Source organism: Raoultibacter timonensis, assembly GCF_900240215.1.
Taxonomy (GTDB): Bacteria; Actinomycetota; Coriobacteriia; order Coriobacteriales; family Eggerthellaceae; genus Raoultibacter; species Raoultibacter timonensis.
Genome location: NZ_LT964681.1, coordinates 872,463 through 890,587, shown reverse-complemented (window position 1 = coordinate 890,587; position 18,125 = coordinate 872,463). Strand labels below are relative to the sequence as shown.

General features: G+C 58.3%; 13 protein-coding genes. 10 read left to right on the top strand and 3 right to left on the bottom strand.

All coding sequences use genetic code 11. The annotated features are described in order from the left end of the window. Positions 1 to 135: 135 nt before the first annotated feature. Both C1722_RS15785 and C1722_RS15780 read right to left on the bottom strand, forming a co-directional pair. Positions 136 to 1,338, bottom strand: coding sequence for an MFS transporter (locus C1722_RS15785; RefSeq protein WP_180995312.1), 1,203 nt, complete (start codon positions 1,336 to 1,338; stop codon positions 136 to 138). A 189-nt stretch (positions 1,339 to 1,527) separates the two neighbouring features. Beyond that, entirely contained in the window at positions 1,528 to 3,210 is a 1,683-nt protein-coding gene (locus C1722_RS15780) for an FAD-binding protein (RefSeq protein ID WP_102380280.1), read from the bottom strand. A 224-nt stretch (positions 3,211 to 3,434) separates the two neighbouring features. Between C1722_RS15780 and C1722_RS15775 the strand changes: the two genes are divergently transcribed. The 10 genes from C1722_RS15775 (at position 3,435) to C1722_RS15730 (ending at position 17,416) form a co-directional block, all read left to right on the top strand. Further along, positions 3,435 to 4,907 (top strand): helix-turn-helix transcriptional regulator, encoded by a 1,473-nt coding sequence (locus C1722_RS15775; RefSeq protein WP_102380448.1) that lies wholly within the window; start codon positions 3,435 to 3,437, stop codon positions 4,905 to 4,907. 128 nt (positions 4,908 to 5,035) lie between these two features. After that, positions 5,036 to 6,763 (top strand): glucose-6-phosphate isomerase, encoded by a 1,728-nt coding sequence (locus C1722_RS15770; protein ID WP_102380279.1) that lies wholly within the window; start codon positions 5,036 to 5,038, stop codon positions 6,761 to 6,763. 58 nt (positions 6,764 to 6,821) lie between these two features. Next, positions 6,822 to 9,416: a carbamoyltransferase HypF gene (hypF, locus tag C1722_RS15765; RefSeq protein WP_102380278.1), complete on the top strand. Its 2,595-nt coding sequence runs from the start codon at positions 6,822 to 6,824 to the stop codon at positions 9,414 to 9,416. Between the two features lie 88 nt (positions 9,417 to 9,504). Beyond that, positions 9,505 to 9,810 (top strand): HypC/HybG/HupF family hydrogenase formation chaperone, encoded by a 306-nt coding sequence (locus C1722_RS15760; protein ID WP_102380277.1) that lies wholly within the window; start codon positions 9,505 to 9,507, stop codon positions 9,808 to 9,810. 2 nt (positions 9,811 to 9,812) lie between these two features. Beyond that, positions 9,813 to 10,889, top strand: coding sequence for a hydrogenase formation protein HypD (gene hypD / locus C1722_RS15755; protein WP_102380276.1), 1,077 nt, complete (start codon positions 9,813 to 9,815; stop codon positions 10,887 to 10,889). A gap of 214 nt (positions 10,890 to 11,103) precedes the next feature. After that, complete coding sequence (locus tag C1722_RS15750; RefSeq protein ID WP_102380275.1) at positions 11,104 to 11,997, top strand: MarR family winged helix-turn-helix transcriptional regulator; 894 nt, start codon at positions 11,104 to 11,106, stop codon at positions 11,995 to 11,997. Between the two features lie 102 nt (positions 11,998 to 12,099). Next, on the top strand, positions 12,100 to 13,716 hold the full coding sequence (locus C1722_RS15745; protein ID WP_102380274.1) for an FAD-dependent oxidoreductase: 1,617 nt from the start codon (positions 12,100 to 12,102) through the stop codon (positions 13,714 to 13,716). 184 nt (positions 13,717 to 13,900) lie between these two features. Further along, a complete protein-coding gene (locus C1722_RS15740) occupies positions 13,901 to 14,917 on the top strand; it encodes a hypothetical protein (RefSeq protein WP_102380273.1) in 1,017 nt (338 codons plus the stop codon). Between the two features lie 364 nt (positions 14,918 to 15,281). Beyond that, positions 15,282 to 16,013, top strand: coding sequence for a Crp/Fnr family transcriptional regulator (locus C1722_RS15735; RefSeq protein WP_102380272.1), 732 nt, complete (start codon positions 15,282 to 15,284; stop codon positions 16,011 to 16,013). Between the two features lie 140 nt (positions 16,014 to 16,153). Next, the gene (locus C1722_RS15730) at positions 16,154 to 17,416 is read left to right on the top strand and encodes an MFS transporter (protein WP_102380271.1); all 1,263 of its coding nucleotides are present in this window, start codon (positions 16,154 to 16,156) and stop codon (positions 17,414 to 17,416) included. A gap of 135 nt (positions 17,417 to 17,551) precedes the next feature. Here the strand turns inward: C1722_RS15730 and C1722_RS15725 are convergent, their stop codons facing one another. Then, positions 17,552 to 18,124, bottom strand: a complete 573-nt coding sequence (locus C1722_RS15725; protein ID WP_102380270.1) for a 4Fe-4S dicluster domain-containing protein — start codon at positions 18,122 to 18,124, stop codon at positions 17,552 to 17,554. Position 18,125 lies beyond the last annotated feature (1 nt).

Genomic DNA, 18,125 nt, shown 5'->3' with positions numbered 1-18,125 from the left:
GCTTCGTGTGCCTTTCCACCATTGTATATGCGAGTAACTGGGTGAGGGAGAGGTCGCGCAGCGGTACAACTAATGGTTAAAGCGCTGTGTAGCCTCGGAGTTCGCGGAGGCTTGCGGCTGCGCGCGCAGTCGTCCTTAACGGGGTTGCCGAGCGGCCTTCGCTTCCTGCGCAAGGTTGGGTGGCTTGCGGTTGCGTGCGAACACGAGAAACAACGCAGCCGATACGAGCGGCAGCGCGGCGAAGCAAAGGTACATGCCCGCATAGCCGAGCGATGCCGCGATCCAGCCCGAAACGACCGATCCGATACCGATGCCGCCGTCGAAGCCGATGAGGAAGGTAGCGTTCGCTGCACCGCGGTGCTCGGGCTCGGCGTCGGCGACCGCCATGGTTTGCAGCGTCGAATTGCAACCGGCGAACCCGAAACCGTAGAGAAAAGCGGTCAGCACGAACATCCCAAGCGAGTGCGCTTGGGATAAAACCACAAGCCCCACTATGACGAGCACGATTCCCGGCAACAGGATCGGCGCGTACCCTTTTCGATCGACGATGCGACCGAGAAAGGGGCGCGAAAGCGCGACGGCGATCGCGTAGGCGGTGAAGAAGAACCCAACGTTTTCGACGCCCTGCGACGAGGCGTGGATAGCCAGGAACGTGACCAGCGAACCGTATGTTGCGCCCATGAAGAGCATGATCAGCGCCGGCAGTACCGACGATCGGTTGAACATGCTTGCGAGATGCAGCGATGCCGGTTTTTTCAACGTGCGGTATTTGAGTGTGCTGGCGAAAGCGAACGCCAAGGCCAGCGTTGCGACGGCCACCATCACGACGGGCACCATGCCGTTCGCGTGAAACAGTTCGAGCGCAACGCCGGGCGCAATGGCGAACGCGAGGCTTGCCGAAAGCGCGAAGAGCCCCATGCCTTCGCCGAAGCGTTTCGGCGGTATGATGTCGCTCGCTACCGTCGAGCTCGAAGTACTCGTGATGCCCCATGCGAGCCCATGGACGAAGCGCAGCGCTAATATGATGCCGACAACGGGGATGAAGGCGAACGATGCCGATGCGAGGCCCATGAACGCGATGCCCGCTAAAAAGATGCCCTTTCTTCCGAATCGATCGAGGATAATGCCGCAGAACGGACGAACGAGCAATGCCGATACCGTGGTGATCGCGGTCACCCAGCCGAGTGCGGCATCGTTCGCACCGAGGGATTGCAGGTAGACGGGCAGCACGAAGGGAAACGTCTGCCAACTGCTGAAGATGAGGAAGTTCACCGCGGCAATGAGAACGAAGTCTTTCGTCCGGAGGGTTTGCTTTGCGTCTTCGGGTACCACGAGCATCCATTCTCTTGATTCGATACGACACATGGTATCACCAGAAGCAATCGGCGACGGCGATCGCGGGCGGTTGCGGACTAACGAGCGGCTGCGGGCCAGCCGATCTGGCCGCAGAAACCCTTGATGCGCGCTGCGAGGGCCGAGCGAACAGGATCGCTCGGCCCTCTAGCAACGGGAGGAGGGGAGTCGAGGTTACGCGATGGCCAGAACGTCTTCTTCCGTGACGGGCTTGGAGGCTTCCAGCTTGCCGCCTGTTGCGGCTTGGATTCCGCAGATGCGACCGGTCATGATGCAATGGCCTGCCGACATGCCGCCCTGATACATCGACCAGTCGGGGCTGCCGCACAGCTGGCCCGCGCTGAAGCCGGTTACCCAGAGATTCGGGATAACGGCGCCCTCTTTGTTCAGGGCTTGGTAGTTCTCATTCACGGTGACCCCGGCGCACAGGGCGGAAACGCGTACATGTTTGTGGATGCCCCAGAACGGCGCCTTCTCGATCTTCTTGAGGTACTTCTGCGCCTTGCCGAAATCGGCGTCGAATCCCGCGTCGCAGAGCTCGTTGTAGCGTTCAACCGATTTCTTCAGGGCATTGGCGGGAATACCGAGCTTTTCAGCCAGTTCGTCGAGGGTGTCGCAGCAGTACGTGTCGATGAGGCCTTCGATAACGTTCGCGCCGCTTTCGGCAGAACGATCCATCTCGACGTCGGGCATGTAGGGCTTCATCTTTTCTTTTTCGGTCGGCTTGCCGCCCCATTCGGTGACGGTTTCGAAATAGTCGTCATCGAAAATCTGCGAGTACCAGCCGGGTTTCGGCTGGTTGCGTAGGACGCAGTTGATTTCCTCGAACACGCAGTCTTCGTTCATGAAGCGCTCGCCGTTTTCGTTGACGTTGAGGAACGGCTCGTTGTACATGGGGCCCGAATCGAAATCGTGCATCATGTGGGAGTGGCCGACGGGAACGAAACCCGCGCCGACCGCCATGCTCATGAGGATGCCGTCGCCTGTCTTGTTGACCTGCTTGCGGTCGAATTCCTTGACGTCGGGGCAATAGCGCTCGACAAGGCTTTGGTTGTTCTGGTAATCGCCGGTCGAGAGGATGACGCCCTTCGTGGCGTTGAACTTGATGTAGCTGTTGCCCTGCTTGCCGACGATGCCCGTTACGGCTCCCGATTCATCGGTTATCAGCTGAACGCCGGGGGTCGAATAGAATATCTCGACACCCCGTTCTGCTGCATAATCGGCAAGGTGCTCGATCATGGTGCCGTTGTTGTACGGCTTGGGGCCGAACATGATGCTGCGTCTCGAGCATTTGCTGCCGTCGTCGTACGTGGTTACCGCAGTCGGGCGAACGTTGTAGGGCGGAAATCCCGCTTCGGCGCTGCGAACCTGAAGCCAGCGGATAGATTCGCCGGAATACTTGCAGTACGTTTCAGCAAGGCCTCGATCGGCGCGCCAGCGGCAGTCTTCCAGGTAACCCTGCAGGTAGTTTGCGATTCCCTGCTCGTCGCTTTCGTCGAGTAAAACACCCGAGCACGTTCCGCCCTGCGCGATGGCTTTCGATTCCTTTTGCAGCAGGGCGACGGTTGCGCCCTCCTCGAGGGCGGAAAGCGCCGCGGGAACGCCGCCCGTGCCGGCGCCCACGACAACGACGTCGTAGGTTTTCTCTTCGGAGAACTCGGTGATGGGGGTTATCTCCGCTGCCGAAACCTCGAAGTCTTGTGCGGTTAGCCCGTCGGGGTACTGCACGCCTCCCGCATCGGGTGCAGCGCTTGCATTGCCGTCGCCTGCCGGCGAGCAGGCGACCATGCTCGCGCTTGCGGCTGCCGCCCCGGCGACGAGCGCGCCTTTGAGAAAATCGCGTCGATTGAGTTCCATGACAGAACCATCCCTTCCTTGGTGTTCCTTTTGCCTTCAGATTGCGGCGGGCTTCCGATAGTCGATTGCTCGCGACGAGTTTTCGACTCGGTTGCGCGAATGCCAAATCCGCATATCAAACCTACCAACGAGGATAGATTTTTTCCTACCACAAACGGTATGAAGTTGCTTCGAACGAGCGTTTCGACAGCCGTTTTCTGGTATATATGTCTTCGGGAGGAAAGATGATCAAACGCTTCGCACGCACATCTCTGCACATAGGGGTAGCCGTCATCGGCTTTGCGTGCGCGCTCTTGGTGCTTGAGATCCAACGAATGCCCGCCGTTCACCATGTCAATTTCTCCATGTTCGCCCCTGCTCCGTATTTTGTCGAGGTTGCCTTCATCCTTGCGCTCGCCGCGGGGTACGGCGCGAAAAAGACGCTGCGCATTTCCTCACCGAAGATCGCTCGCGTGGGGATTGCCGTGGTTGCGGCCGCATTCTCGCTGTTGGCGGTATCCGGAGCAGAGTTGCCGAACGATGGGGCTGTGCTGGCGACGCAGTCGTTGTACCGAATCGGGAGCGCTTGCCTTCTGCTGTTTTGGGGCGAACGCCTCGCCGAGCTAGGTGCGCGAAGGTCAGCGCTGGTGTTTGCGGCCGCTTGCCTTGCGTCGGGTTGTATCACCCTTGTCCTGTCGGTGCTCGACCAGGGCATTTCGTACGCCCTCGTCTGTGCGCTTCCGTTGGTTGCGGGCGCGTGCTTCATCGTCTACGAACCCAAAATCGTCTCGGTTGACGGCGCGGCGGAATACGAGAAACTCGATGACGAGCTCGCTCGCCCCCTTCCGCGATTCTCGTGCGGAAGCAAAAGGGAGACGGTTGTGGCTTTCGGCCTGATCGCGTTGCCACTGCTTTGCCGCGGGCCGTTCGTATCCATCCAGTCGGTCTGGATGCCGTTTCAAAGCGACTCGCTCGTGACGTTTTTGATCCAGCTCAGCATAGGATGCGGTGTGCTTATCGCGGGGGCTGTGGCCCTTCTCGTGGTTTTGCGGGTCTGGAATCGTAATTTCATTCTCGTGTTCGAGCTGTTCGTATTGCCTATCACGTTTCTCGCGTTCTACGCATCGCAGGCGTCGGCCGATCTGTGGTTCATCTACCTGCTCATCATCGATGCGACGTACAAGGTGACGCTGTTCTATCTGTTTGCCACGCCGTTTTTGTTTTCCGATCGGATCAATCCGCTGCTTCCCCTGTTGCTGTCGTTCGCCTTGATGATTTTTGCGCGAGCGGCTTCGTCTGCGCTGTACGCAATGCTGCCCGCAGCTACGTTCGCTGCGATAGCTTCGGTGATCGTGCTGGTGACGTTTATCGCAGGCGGCATATTGGCCTTTCTCATGATTCAGAAGAACCTGGTTTCGGCCACATCCGATACCGGGGAGTCGGCTGCTCTGGAGGTTCCGGAAAAAGATTCATGTGCGGTACTGATAAAGCGGTTCGGACTCACCGCCCGAGAAGGCGAGATCCTCGTCCTCCTTGCCCAAAAGTACCATGCGCCCTACATCGCAAAAAAGCTCGTCGTAAGCCAATCGACGGTGAAGACCCACATGCGCAACATCTACGCGAAGCTCGAAGTCCATTCGCAGGCCGAGCTGTACCTGCTACTCGAGCAGATCGAAAACGAGATCGAGGTAATCGACGAACCTGCGCACGAGGGGTGAGTGCGTCTACGACGAAATACCACGTCAGAACTAGGAAATAACGTCCCATTCGGGAGGATATGCGGAGATGGACCCTATCCTGAGCGTGTCTGATAGAATAGGGGAACTTTCGCAGAAAGAAGGTCCCAATGTTAGTCGGTGAAGTTGAGAAGCTCTACCCCTCTGCAAAGATGCTGGTGAAAGAAAAGGTAGCCAGCAGAATCCTTGCGAAGGATGCGAGTCTCTACGAGTTTTCTGATGACGCAAGCGCATGCGCTGCTGAATACATGGGCTGGACCGATTTGGCCAGCAACCCCCCGTATCCCCTTGGGGATATCCAGGCATTTGCCGACGATGCGATCGCCGGCGGGCTGAAAACCGTCGTGCTGATCGGCCAAGGCGGCTCGACGCAGGCGCCTATGACCATCACCAAGTACAACAAGGTCGATTCGGGGATGGTCTCGTTCAAGACGCTCGATTCCGATTCCCCGGTTCGCGTACGCGGCATCTTGGCCGAGGTGAAACCCGAAACAACGCTGTTCATCATCTCGTCGAAGAGCGGCGGCACCATCGAGCCGAGGCTCGCGCTGCGCGCCGTGCGTAACGAGCTTGCCGAGTGCGTGAGCGAAGAGGACCTCGTCAAGCGGCTCGTCGCCATCACCGATCCCGGTTCCGAGCTTGATAAGCAGGCGAAGGAAGAGGGCTGGGCCGCAGTGTTCCCGGGCGAGCCGACGGTTGGCGGACGGTTCTCCGCGCTCTCGGTATTCGGGCTTTTGCCCGCAGCGCTTGTGGGCATCGACTTGCGCGAACTCATGGACCATGCGATCGAAGCGGAGCGTCGCTGCAGCGAAGACGCCATCGACAATCCCGCCGTCGGCCTTGCGGCCTTCCTGTACGACAACTACCTGCAGGGTCGCAACAAGTTCTCGTTCCTTACGCCGAAGCGCGGTCGCGTGCTCGGCCTGTGGATCGAGCAGCTCGTTGCCGAAAGCCTCGGCAAAGGCGGCCAGGGGATCCTTCCCAACATCGAGCTCGACGCGCTGCTGCTCAACAAGGATACGGGCGATCGCACGGCGATCGTTTATCAGACGAGAACCGATCTGTGGGACGAGCGCAAGAACTTCGAGATGAGCCTTGCGTACCTTGATCCTGCCATACCCCGCCTCAACTTCAAGATCGACAACGCAGCCGAGCTTGCCGAGCATTTCGTCATGTGGGAGTACGCCATCGCGATGTGCGGCTACCTCATGCGCGTATGCCCGTTCGACCAGCCCGATGTGGCTTCGGCAAAGCAGGCGGTGCTCGGCATTTTGCGCGACGGCCAGCCAGCCCCCGATTTTGCCGAGGATTACATCGGCGATGTGCATACCGGTGAGGTTGAGGTTACGGTTGCCCCGATGTTCGACGGCGTATCCGATCTGCGCGGAGCGCTCAGGGCGCTGCTCGGCAGCATCAAGCCGGGCGACTACTTCGCTGTAAATGCGTTTCTCCCGTTCACTGGCGAGGGGCGTCGCGAGGCGCTTGAGACGATTCGCCATGGCGTGGGCGTCACCTGCCGCGTCGTCTCGTGCCTCGAGGTCGGTCCCCGTTACCTGCATTCCACAGGCCAGCTGCAAAAAGGCGGGCCGAACGACGGCGTGTTCCTCATCCTGTCTGCCGACGAGCTCAAAGATATTCCGCTCGATCAGGAGGCGGAAAGCCTCGGCGCGTTGGCGAAAGCCCAAGCGGCGGGTGACCTGATGACGCTTGCCGACCGCGGGCGCCGCTGCATCCATATACATCTCCCCGATCATTCGGGCGTCACGCTACGCGCGCTGTCCGAGCTGGTGGTCGAAGTGCTCGAAGAACTCGAGCAGGAGGCGGCGGAAAAAGAATAGGATCCGCGCCGTCGTGCTGCACCGCGTTGCGGATTCGCGTCCCTAGAAGGATTTTGCGATGATCGAGGCTCTAGACATTCAAGTCCGCGGAATCGTACAAGGGGTGGGATTCCGCCCCTTTGTTTACCGTATGGCGAAAAAATACCTGATCAACGGTTGGGTTCTCAATGCAACCGACGGTGTGTTCATCCACGCAGAGGGCGAGGGCAAGCTGCTCGACGAGTTCGTGATCGAGCTTTCGGAAAACCCGCCCGCCGCTTCGCAGGTTGACGAGCTGTCGCTCAAGGAGGTGCCGCTCGAGGGCTTCGATACCTTCGAGATACGGTTTTCGGATGCTGGAGCCGTGGAGAAGACCACGCTCATTTCGCCCGATTTGGCAACGTGCGAGGATTGCGCCCGCGAGCTTATGAACCCCAACGATCGGCGGTACCGCTACCCGTTTATCAACTGCACGAACTGCGGGCCGCGGTTCACGATCATCGAGAAGCTCCCCTACGATCGCAAGAACACGTCGATGAAGGAATTCCCGATGTGCCCTCGGTGCCAGAGCGAGTATGACGAGCCGCTCGACCGGCGATTCCATGCCCAGCCGAACGCCTGCTTCGAGTGCGGTCCGAAGGTGAGTTGGCGCGAAACCGATGCGGCAAGTGCTTCGGCCTCGGACGGCGCTTCGAGCGATACAGCGGACGCTTCAAGCTCGGACGGCGCTTCTGCCGATACCGCGGGTGGTTTGGCGCAGAACGTCGAGGCGGACGCAGCCGAGTCGGCGGGCGGCCAGAACGTCGAATGGGGCACTACGCGCGAAGAGAGCGATGCGATATTCGCGAAGGCGGTACGGTTCCTGCGCGACGGCAAGATCCTCGCCGTCAAGGGCCTCGGCGGTTTTCACCTGGTGTGCGATGCCGATAACGAGAAGGCGGTTGCCGAGTTGCGCCGCCGCAAGCGTCGAGAGGGCAAGGCGTTCGCGGTCATGATGAAAGACATCGCAGCCGTTCGCCGCGTATGCGAAGTGAACGACGCGGAGGAGCGCCTGCTCACGGGCTCCCAGCGCCCGATCGTACTGTTGAAAAAGCGGGCCGACGCCGGGTTCGCCCCGGGGCTTGCCGACGGCCTTGCCGAGCTCGGCGTCATGCTTCCCTATACGCCGGTGCAGCATCTGCTGCTGAACGATTACGACGGTATGCTGGTGATGACGTCGGGCAACATTCACGACGAACCCATCGTCACCGATGACGGGGAGGCGTATCGCGTGCTCGGCGGCATTGCCGACGCCATCCTCGGGAACAACCGTGCGATTCGTGCGCGCTACGACGACTCGGTCGTGCGCGTGCTCGATCTCGGCGCGGCAGGTCCGGTGATCCAGTTCGTGCGACGCGCTCGCGGATATGCGCCGATGCCGCTTGCGCTGCCCGAGATCGCCGTGGACGAGGCCGGCGAAACGCGGGAGGCCAACGCCGCCGCCGATGCGCCCGATGAGGCCGAAGCCGAACCCGCATCGCTGTTCGCGACGGGTCCCGAGCAGAAGAACACCTTCTGCCTCACGCGTGACGGCGAAGCGTTCGTTTCGCAGCATATCGGCGATATGGAAAACGCCGAGACCTACGACGCCTGGCTTGCCGCAAAGGCGCTCTACGAGCGGCTGTTCGAGATTGCGCCCGAGCGCATCGCGTGCGATATGCACCCAGAGTATCTGACGAGCAAGTGGGCCCATGAGCAGGATCTGCCCGTGTACGAGGTGCAGCATCACCATGCCCATATCGTATCGGTCATGGCGGAAAACAAGCTGGCCGGGCCGGTTGCGGGCTTCGCATTCGACGGAACGGGTTTTGGGGCCGACGGCACTATCTGGGGCGGGGAAGTGCTGCTCAGCAACCTTTCTGCGTACGAACGGTTTGCGAACTTCGCCTACGTTCCCATGCCCGGCGGCGCTGCGGCCATCAAGAACCCGCTGCGGATGGCCTACGGCGTGCTCTGGGCGTTCGACCTGCTCGACCATCCTGCGGCGAAGGGCCTTCTCGAACAGCTTGGCGAGGCGGCAGAGGTGTGCGGCCAGATGATCGACCGCGGACTCAACACGCCGCTCACCTCGTCGGTCGGCCGTCTGTTCGATGCGGCGTCGGCCATGCTCGGCATCTGCATTGCGCCGAAGTACGAAGGGGAGGGAGCTATCCTGCTCGAGGCGGCGATCGGCGATAGAGCGGCCAACCGCGAAAAACGAACAGATGTTTCACGTGAAACATTCGACGCCGAGGCCGAAGCCGATGCGGCCGAGCGCTACGCGATCGACATCGTCAAGAACACGGCGACGGCTGAAAGCACGGCGCTCGACACATCGGTCGTGCTCTACGATGCCGCTCCCGTATTCGAGGCGTTGCTCGACGACAAAGCGGCTGGGGTGCCGATCGGGTTGATCGCGCGGCGGTTCCACGATGCGTTCGTGACGGCGATCGTGCAGGGCGCGCGGCTGATTCGCGCAACGTACGGCATCGAGATCGTGGCGCTTTCGGGAGGCGTATTCTTGAACCGCTATCTTATGGAGCACGCGATTCCGGCGCTGGCCGATCAGGGATTCACGGTCGCCGTCAACCGCGATCTGCCGCCGAGCGATGGCTGCATCTCCTTCGGGCAGGCTGTGGTAGGATTGCGCTTGTAACACGGATAAGCGTAGTGCGGTGCGCGATGCGCTATTTGCTGCGATCGCGCAGCGGATGCGGTCGCGCCGCTTCTGAAAGAAGGCAGTTATGTGTTTGGCAATTCCTGCGAGGATCACCGAGCTCAAAGACGACCATATGGCGACCGTCGACATCCTCGGTGTAACCCGTGATATATCCCTCGATCTGACTCCGCAGGCGGGCGTCGGCAATTTCGTGCTCGTGCACGCGGGCTTCGCCATCGAGGTGGTCGATGAGCAGTACGCCCAGGAGACCATCGATCTCATCAAGCAGTTTCCCGAGCTTGCAATGGACGACGTTCCGCAAGAGGCACCGCAAGGCGCCTCGGCGCCATCCCTCGGCGGGGGTGGCTCTCTCGGCTCGTTGGGGCTGTAGCCATGGATCTCTCCCAGTTCAAGGATCCGAAACTCGCCCGCGGGCTTATCGATTCCATCGGATCGCTCGCCCCCGAGCAGGCGACGCTTATGGAAGTGTGCGGAACCCATACGGTCGCCATCGCGCGTAACGGCATCCGCAACCTCATGCCCGAGGGCATCCGCCTTGCATCGGGGCCCGGTTGCCCGGTGTGCGTGACGTCGAACCGCGATATCGATACGGTCATCGCGCTCGCACGCGTCGAGAACGTGACGATCGCCACGTTCGGCGATATGACGCGCGTGCCCGGTTCGACCTCGAGCTTGCTGAAAGAGCAAGCCGCCGGCCGTTCGATCCAAATCGTGTACTCCCCGCTCGACGCGCTCAATCTTGCCCAGGACTGCCCCGATCGTGAGATCGTCTTCGTGGGTGTGGGCTTCGAGACGACGACGCCGCTTGTCGCCATGTCGATCAAGCGCGCGAAGGCCATGGGCCTCAAGAACTTCTCGGTCTTCGCCGCCCACAAGAACATGCCCGGGGCGCTCGAAACCATCGTGAACGACCCCGAGCTCAAAGTGGATGCGCTCATCCTCCCCGGCCATGTGAGCACCATCATCGGCATGGAGCCCTATCGGTTCTTGGCCGAAAAGTACGGCATCGCCGGGGTGATTACCGGATTCGAGCCGGTCGATGTGCTGCAGGGAATCGCCATGATCATGCGGCAGCTTCACGAGGGTCGCGCCGAGATCGAGATCGCCTATGCCCGCGGCGTCATGGCCGAAGGCAATCCGACGGCGATGGCCGCCATCGACGAGGTGTTCGAAACGTGTCCCGCCATCTGGCGCGGTTTGGGCGAGATCCCCGATTCGGGCTATCGCATTCGCCCCGAGTACCGCGAGTTCGATGCCGTGCTGCGCTTCGATCCCGAAATCGAGCCGACGCAGGATCCGAAAGGCTGCCGCTGCGGCGATGTGCTGCGCGGCATCATGGCGCCGAACGAGTGCCCGCTGTTCCGCAAGGTCTGTTCGCCGGAGAACCCCGTCGGTCCCTGCATGGTATCGAGCGAAGGCAGCTGCGCCGCGTACTACCGCTACTACTGAGGGTGCGTGTAGGTTGCCGTTCGGTCGAACGGCAAAATGCCTATAGAGAAGTTATTTTGCCCATCTTCGGGCTTTTCGCCGTTTGCAGCGTGGAGTTGTTGCGAGATTTTCACCGCAGGATGTTCAGGCTCGGTTACGCGTGAGCGCTCTTTCTGGTACCGTAAAGCTGATTTCAATTGACGTATTGTAAAATTGACATACTAGGGAGAGCGCAATGGCTGCCGAAAGAAAGGTTTCATTCAGCTACCAGATGATGACGGTGATCATTGAGCATGAAAAGCATATCAAGATAATCTTATCGTCGAAGTACGGTCTATCACCTACCGAATTTTCGATTCTGCGTTCAATAGAGCTATCGGGAGGCGTCTCTAAGGGGCTTTCTGTCGGCGGGTTCTTGCATCTCAAGCACAATTCGATTTCGGTGGCCGTCTCGAACCTCAAAAACCAAGGGCTGATCGTCAAGACCATCAACGCCCAAGATCGTCGTGCGACCGATATGTCTATCACCGAAAAGGGAGTCAGTACCACAAAGCAGGCGACGGAGGATATTTACGAAGACATGAAGGCTTCGTTTTGGAAAACCATGACAGATGAGGATATCAGGGAAGCCGTACTGATCGGCAGCTACGTGAACAAGAAGCTGAATTCGTCGAATAGCCTGCATACGGCTTCGTTCGAGAAGCAAGTCCTTCCGATATCGCCGGAGTTCATAGTCAATATGAAGGTTCTTCCGAAGATGTGGGATAAGATCATCAAGGAAGCGGGGGGAATATCCACGCCCGAATACAGGATGCTGAACCTGTTGGCAAATTCGGATGAGCCTTTGAGGTCATACGACATTGCAGCCAGGCTTCTCATGGATAGGGCAGCGATATCGAGGGGGAAAGCGAAGCTCGAATCAGGGGGTTACGTTGTGGCCCATCAGGATAGCGCCGAAAAACGCGACGCTTCTTTTTCCGTTTCCGAGAAGGGGCGCTCTCTCGAAGCGAAGATAACCAAAAAGCTTGGCGAGGCGACGAGCGAACTCTACTCCGATCTCGATGCAAACGCTGTCGAGCAAATGGATCGATGGCATAGGGAGATGTACGAAACTCTAATTGACAAATAGACAAATTGCACAATTGAATAATTGTTCTATTGACATAATGTGTAAATGACGTATTCTGGTCGTAGACAGCCCACACGGGGCTGAGGGAGAAAGGGTCTCACTATGCCAGATACGAACAAAAAGTCTCTTGGAATCACAAGAAGGAACTTCCTCGCGGGAGCATCGGCTTTCGGAGTTGTTGCCGGTCTCGGCACGCTTGCTGCATGTTCTCCCAGTTCACAATCCAAAGGTTCGGAAGATTCGAGCGCAAGCACCTCTGCTTCCGGGGGCGATCAGCGGTGGGTTCCCGAATCAATCGACAAAGTGTACGATACCGATCTTCTCATTGTCGGCTGCGGCGGATCGGGAATCGCATGCGCTGTGCAGTCGGCGCAGAATGGAACCGATTTTATCGTCATTGAGAAAGGCACGATGGTTGGAGGCAACGCAAATTTCGTGGAAGGCATCTTTGCCATCGATTCGACGCCGCAGAAAGAAGCGGGCATCGAGATAGAGCCGGCCGATGTCGTCATGGCGGAGCTTGAGCGCGGGCAGTATCGCCCCAACGGAGCTTTGTGGATGGACTTATGCGAAAAGTCTGCCGAGAACATCGATTGGCTTTTGGACATGGGTTGTCTTTTCAGCGGTGTTATCGACGATTATCACGGTGGGCTGTTTCAGACATTTCACTGGTGGAAAGACGGCAAGGCGGGGGTCGGCTACGTCGAGCCGATGAAGGCGAAGATGGACGAACTGGGCATCGAGCCTCATCTGGAAACGGCCGCTGTTTCTCTGATCATGGACGATGGTGCAGTTGTCGGCGTGTACGCAGAAGGCCCTGAAGGAGTGATCCAGTACAATGCCAAGGCGGTAGTGCTCGCTACCGGCGGTTTCGGCGGTAGTCCGGAATTGCTCGAAAAGCAGGGCTGGAATACCGAATCGCTGCATATCGTCGGGTCGAGTAACGCCGCAGGCGACGCCTACAAGATGTGTATGGAAGTGGGTGCAAAGGATTCGTTGCCCTATGCGTCGCAAAGCGTCCTCGGCTTCATCGAAGCGCTACCGGTCGTCAGCATGGAAGATGCAGCCAATCCGATCAACGGATATTGGGGCATCGCTTCGGGCGGCCCGGTCCTTTGGGTGAACGAGTACGCCGATCGCTTTAACAGTGAGAACCTCCGCGATATAAGTATGGTCATGCCCTTCCATGCGATGAAGGACAATGCAGAGAATTACTGCATTTTCGATCAGGCGATTTTCGATAAGTATTTTGGTCTATCCGATGCCGATGTCGAAGTATTCAAAAAATCCCTCGAGGAGAACCTCGGGAATTCGCTCTACCAAGCGGACTCTATCGAAGAGCTTGCGGAGAAGTTCGATCTGGATGCAAAGACCTTGGCTGCTACCGTCGAACGCTATAACAAAATGTGTGAAAAGGGCGAGGATACCGACTACGGAAAGGCTGCAGAATTTTTGGAACCGATCGCGCAGGGGCCGTTCTATATCGCCAAGATCGGCTACTCGTTCTTCTTCACGACGGGAGGCATCTGGACCAACAAGCGTCGCGAGGTTCTCGACGAAAGCAAGAAGACCATCCCCGGACTTTACGCGATCGGCAATGATGGCAGTATGCTCTACCGCAACGTGTACACGATCAATATGCCCGGCACCGCCTTTGGCAATCAGGTCAATTCGGGCCGTGAAGCAGCAAACAACGCACGAGCGTACATACAGGGGTAGGAAGCCGAACGAACATAGCCTTCCTCAAAAGCGAAGCGTCAGAGCAGACGCTTCGCCTTTTTTTCTGAGCCACCATCCGTAAAAGCAGAACCATTAATCCGACAAACCACCCGTTTGTGGCGAGGATCCATCCGCTACGCTATGCTGCGAGAAGATGGGAACGAACGCAAGGAGCGGTAAAACCATGCAGCAGTGCAATCTGTTTATCAGCATTCCGTTTGTAGTCGGCAATGCCGATTGGGATACTGCGCCGACGTACGCAAACGTGGCATCCTCGGTGAAGCGATCGTACCTTAATGCCGTGCTTGCGGAAATGCGCGGATTCGCCGAAGATGCGCCGCTGCTCGAAATAGCGTCAGTTACGTTCGGCACGGGATCGATGAGCACGATTCCGGAAGCCGATATGCGCGATTTTTTGTGCGAAATCGGCCGCATTTTCCCCATAGCACCAGCTACGACCGTGCATGCCGGCTTCGATCCCGGATTGCTTTCGGTCGGCCAGGCGAACGACCTCAGGGCGTTCGGTGTCCCTTGTCTCGAGTTTCGTTACTTTACTTCAGATTTTGCCGAAGCTGATATTCTGGGCGTTCCGTCGGGTGAAACGGAGATGAAAAAAACCTCGGTTCTGCTCGAACAGATGGGGCTTGATCGTATTGTCATGCAGGTGGCTCTCGGAATCAACGGTCAGACGAAAGCCTCTCTTGAAAAGACGCTGCGTACTGCGCTGCGCTCCGCCGTTGACGGTTTCGAACTGGTGCCTTTGCGCGAGGGCTGGCTGTGCGCCCAAGGCGACGATGACGCAGCGCAGTTGTTCGAACACGCGACAGTTTGGCTCGACGCGCACGGGTTTCGTCCAACGACGCCGACTCGGTTTATGCGCGCAGGCGCCGACGATCCGTACCATGAGAATCTGTATGCGCCCATCGGGGAAGAAGACGGCCCGGCAACGCTCTCGTTCGGTCCATCGACGATCTCGGTTTTCGACGGCTTGTTGTGGTCGAACATCGGCGACATCGATCGGTATATTCGAGAAAGCGCGAATCCCGAAGCCATCACCGAGCAGGTTGTCGAACTCGATGAAGCGGCGTCCGCCCGGCGGCGCGAGCTGGACACCCTGTACCGAAAAGCGGCCGATCGGCTAGGCTTCAAGGAGCGCCTTCGCTATCGACGGGTATTTGAACGGCTTTTGAAGAGCGTGTGATCGGCAAGTGGTCCCGCGGGTTTCAGGAAGTCCGACAATCGCATACTAAGGATTCGTATCAATCATTGGACATGGTCTTATATTGGGAATGTCTGAAACGTACGAAGGTGAGCCATCGTTTTTCAGCGGTGGCTCCCTATCGTGCATTCGAGCGCAAAACCCGTTCTTGCGCCGATTCTTGCGGTACCACGAGGGCCGCTCTCTTTCCGACGTTGGAACCGGGGTCTCATTTATGCGATAGAATAATCGCCATGCGGATTCTGCAAGAATCGTCGAACGCGATCATCATGTCGGGGGATACAGCTGTACGCTCGACGGGCTGAACAGTGGGAGGATATCGTGGTACACGCGAATAGGGCGGATCATGTTTTGGCCTGACAAGGGAGATATAGCATCCGATCTCCCTCAGAAAGACGAGCTTATCAACATACTGGATCGCGCAGGTGTCGACTATTTCGTGAGACATGTTCCGAAAGGCGGCATATTCGGATGGGGTTCGGAACCTCACAAGACCGCGCATTTCGTAGTCGAGGGAATGGTCGAGATATACAAGCTCGAGCGCGATGGGCGAAAAAAGACGCTTTACTTCTGCAAGAAAGGCGACTTTTTCGGTTTCCAGATTCTCAGCGATTCGTGCTTGCCCATTGCAACTGCGTGCGCATGCGTCGATAGCGAACTTATCGCCATTCCAAAGGAGTCGTTCTTTACGGCAATGCATACGTGCCCTGAATTCACCGATATGATCGTGAAGTATCTGTACAGCTTGATTTCCGTGCTTACGAACGAAACGGTCTCGTCGGCTTTCTATGCGACCGCCCAGCGCATCCCCATGCTTTTGCTTAGTCTTGGGCGCGACGAGTTGGAATCGCGCGGAGGCGATCGCGGTGCCGAAGCGGTCGATGGTGCAGGTGAGCCCCTTATCGTGAAGTACAACAACAGCGATATCGCGAACATTTTGGGAATAAGCAGGAACTCGGTTACCTCTTCTATTTCGCGTCTGCAGGAACAGGGTATTGTGAAGAAGCGGCGTAACAGCATTGAGATACTCGATATGGATCGCCTAGAGCGAATTACGATGCTCGAAGCGAGCGAGTAGCCGATATCGCAAGTTCGGTGCGTGTCTGAAGCGGATTGTGTGTTCCTCCCGGAACTCCTTATGCACAAAATTGGTCAGACCGAGCGTCTTTCGGCGGATATACTCTGGTATCAGGGGCGTATGGGAGGATACCGGATACGATGAAGACGATGCAGCCGAGTGCGGCGGAGCATAAGCCTGCTCACAAAGGCGTCGTGCCGCTTGTGGGGCTTTCGCTTGCAGGATTTTTCATGTATGGGTGCAACAATATTCTTATGACCCTCCTGCCGTCCTATTCGCTCAGCATCGGTGCGACGATGGTTGAGGCGGGTCTACAGGGAACGGTGTTTCTACTCGTTGCCGTGGTCATGCGGTTCTACTTCGGTCCTTTGGCCGATCGCCGCGGAACCCGTTTCGTCATGGTCATAGGTGCTGCCTCGTTTGTTGTTTCGAGCCTGCTGCTTGCGCTCAGTACGACCTTCTGGCAGCTTCTGCTCATCCGAAGCGTTCAGGCGGTGGGGCTTTCGGCGTTTTGGCCCTGTGCTGTAGCAGCCGTTGCTTCGATATCGCCTGCAGGAAAAGACGGTCTCTACATCGGCTCTTATCGATTCGCCACCGCAGCTTCGCTCCTGTTCGGCCCCCTCGCTGCATTGGCGATTGTCGAGATAAGCGGGTACGCGGCTTGTTTCCTGATTCTAGCGGGTTGCTCGGCGGCGGCATTCGCTCTTTCGTTCTGCTTCGCGCCGCATCGCGTGCGCATTGTCGAGGCGCCGGTCCTGCCGAGCGATGGTTCATCGAGCGAGAAGGTCGAATCTGGCGAATGGGATGATTTGGGCACTGCGAGGACCCTGCGCATGGCTTTTGCTTCGGGGCAGCGCAGTCTCATCGTGCTTTTGTGCGTGACGGCGGTCGTTTCGCTTGGATACGGCCTGTCGATGAATTTTGTCGTAACGTTTGTCGAGGGTGAACAGATCCCCATCAACGCCGGGCTGTTCTTTTCGTGCTTCAGCATCGGTGGGCTTATTGCGAATCCTCTCGCGGGATGGATTGCCGATACATGCAATCGACGCGTCGTGCTTTCGGCGACGCTCAGCTGCATGGGGATCGGAATCGGCCTGATCGCGCTCGTTCGCGTCGAGCCCCTCGTTCTGCTTGCCGCGGGTTTTCTTGCAGGCATGGGATCTTCGGGTTCGACGATCGTTGTTCTATCGACCATTTCTGCAAGCGTGGACGAACGGTTTCGCGCCTCGGCTCTTTCGGTGCAGCAAAACGTCGTCGACCTTGGCATCGCATGCGCTTCGACCCTGTTCGGATGGCTGTTCGCCATAGCGGTAACTCCCGAGTTCGTGTTTATCGGGCAGGCGATGTTCGCCGTCGTATGCGCGTGCGTATTGCTGGCAGCGAAGAAGGCCGTTCGCTGCTGATGGGCTGATGCGTTGCTGTGTCGACGAACCCGATCATGCTTGGCCCCATGAAAGAAGCCCGCCGAAGCGGGCTTCTCCGAAAAGGGATGTTCCATCTTTCGGGTTGCGTTTGCCGTGCAGCCTGTCAGGACGGGTTCAGAGCACGTAGTACACCGAGGGGCCGGTCTCGTACTCCTCGTGGAAGGGAACGGCGCCCTTTTCGGCTATGTACCGGGAGATATCGCTTTCCGGATCGTTGATGTCTCCGAAGATACGCGCTTTGCCGGGGCAGGAGAGCACACACCATGGCTGTTCGCCTGCGGCGGCGCGCTCGTAGCACAGGTTGCACTTCGAGGCGGTTTTGGTCGTTTCGTCCATCTGGGGTATTTCGTACGGACAGGCGGTTACGCATGTTCCGCACCCGATGCATGCTTCGGGATCGATGATGACAGCACCGTCCTCCTCGCGTTTTTCGATCGCGCCAGCCGGGCAGTTAGCAAAGCACAGCGGAGATGCGCAGTGGTTGCAAAGCTCGGGTCTGAACGCAAGTTTCGCATCGGGAAAAGTGCCCGTTGCCTGGTAGACGATCTCACCGTCACGGTTGCGCACACGTCCCCAGTACAGTCCCTCGGGAGTCTGGTTGGAGACCTTGCAGCTCACCACGCAGGTTTGGCAACCCATGCAGCGGGTCGTGTCGATGACCATGCCGTATTGAACCGTATTTGCCATG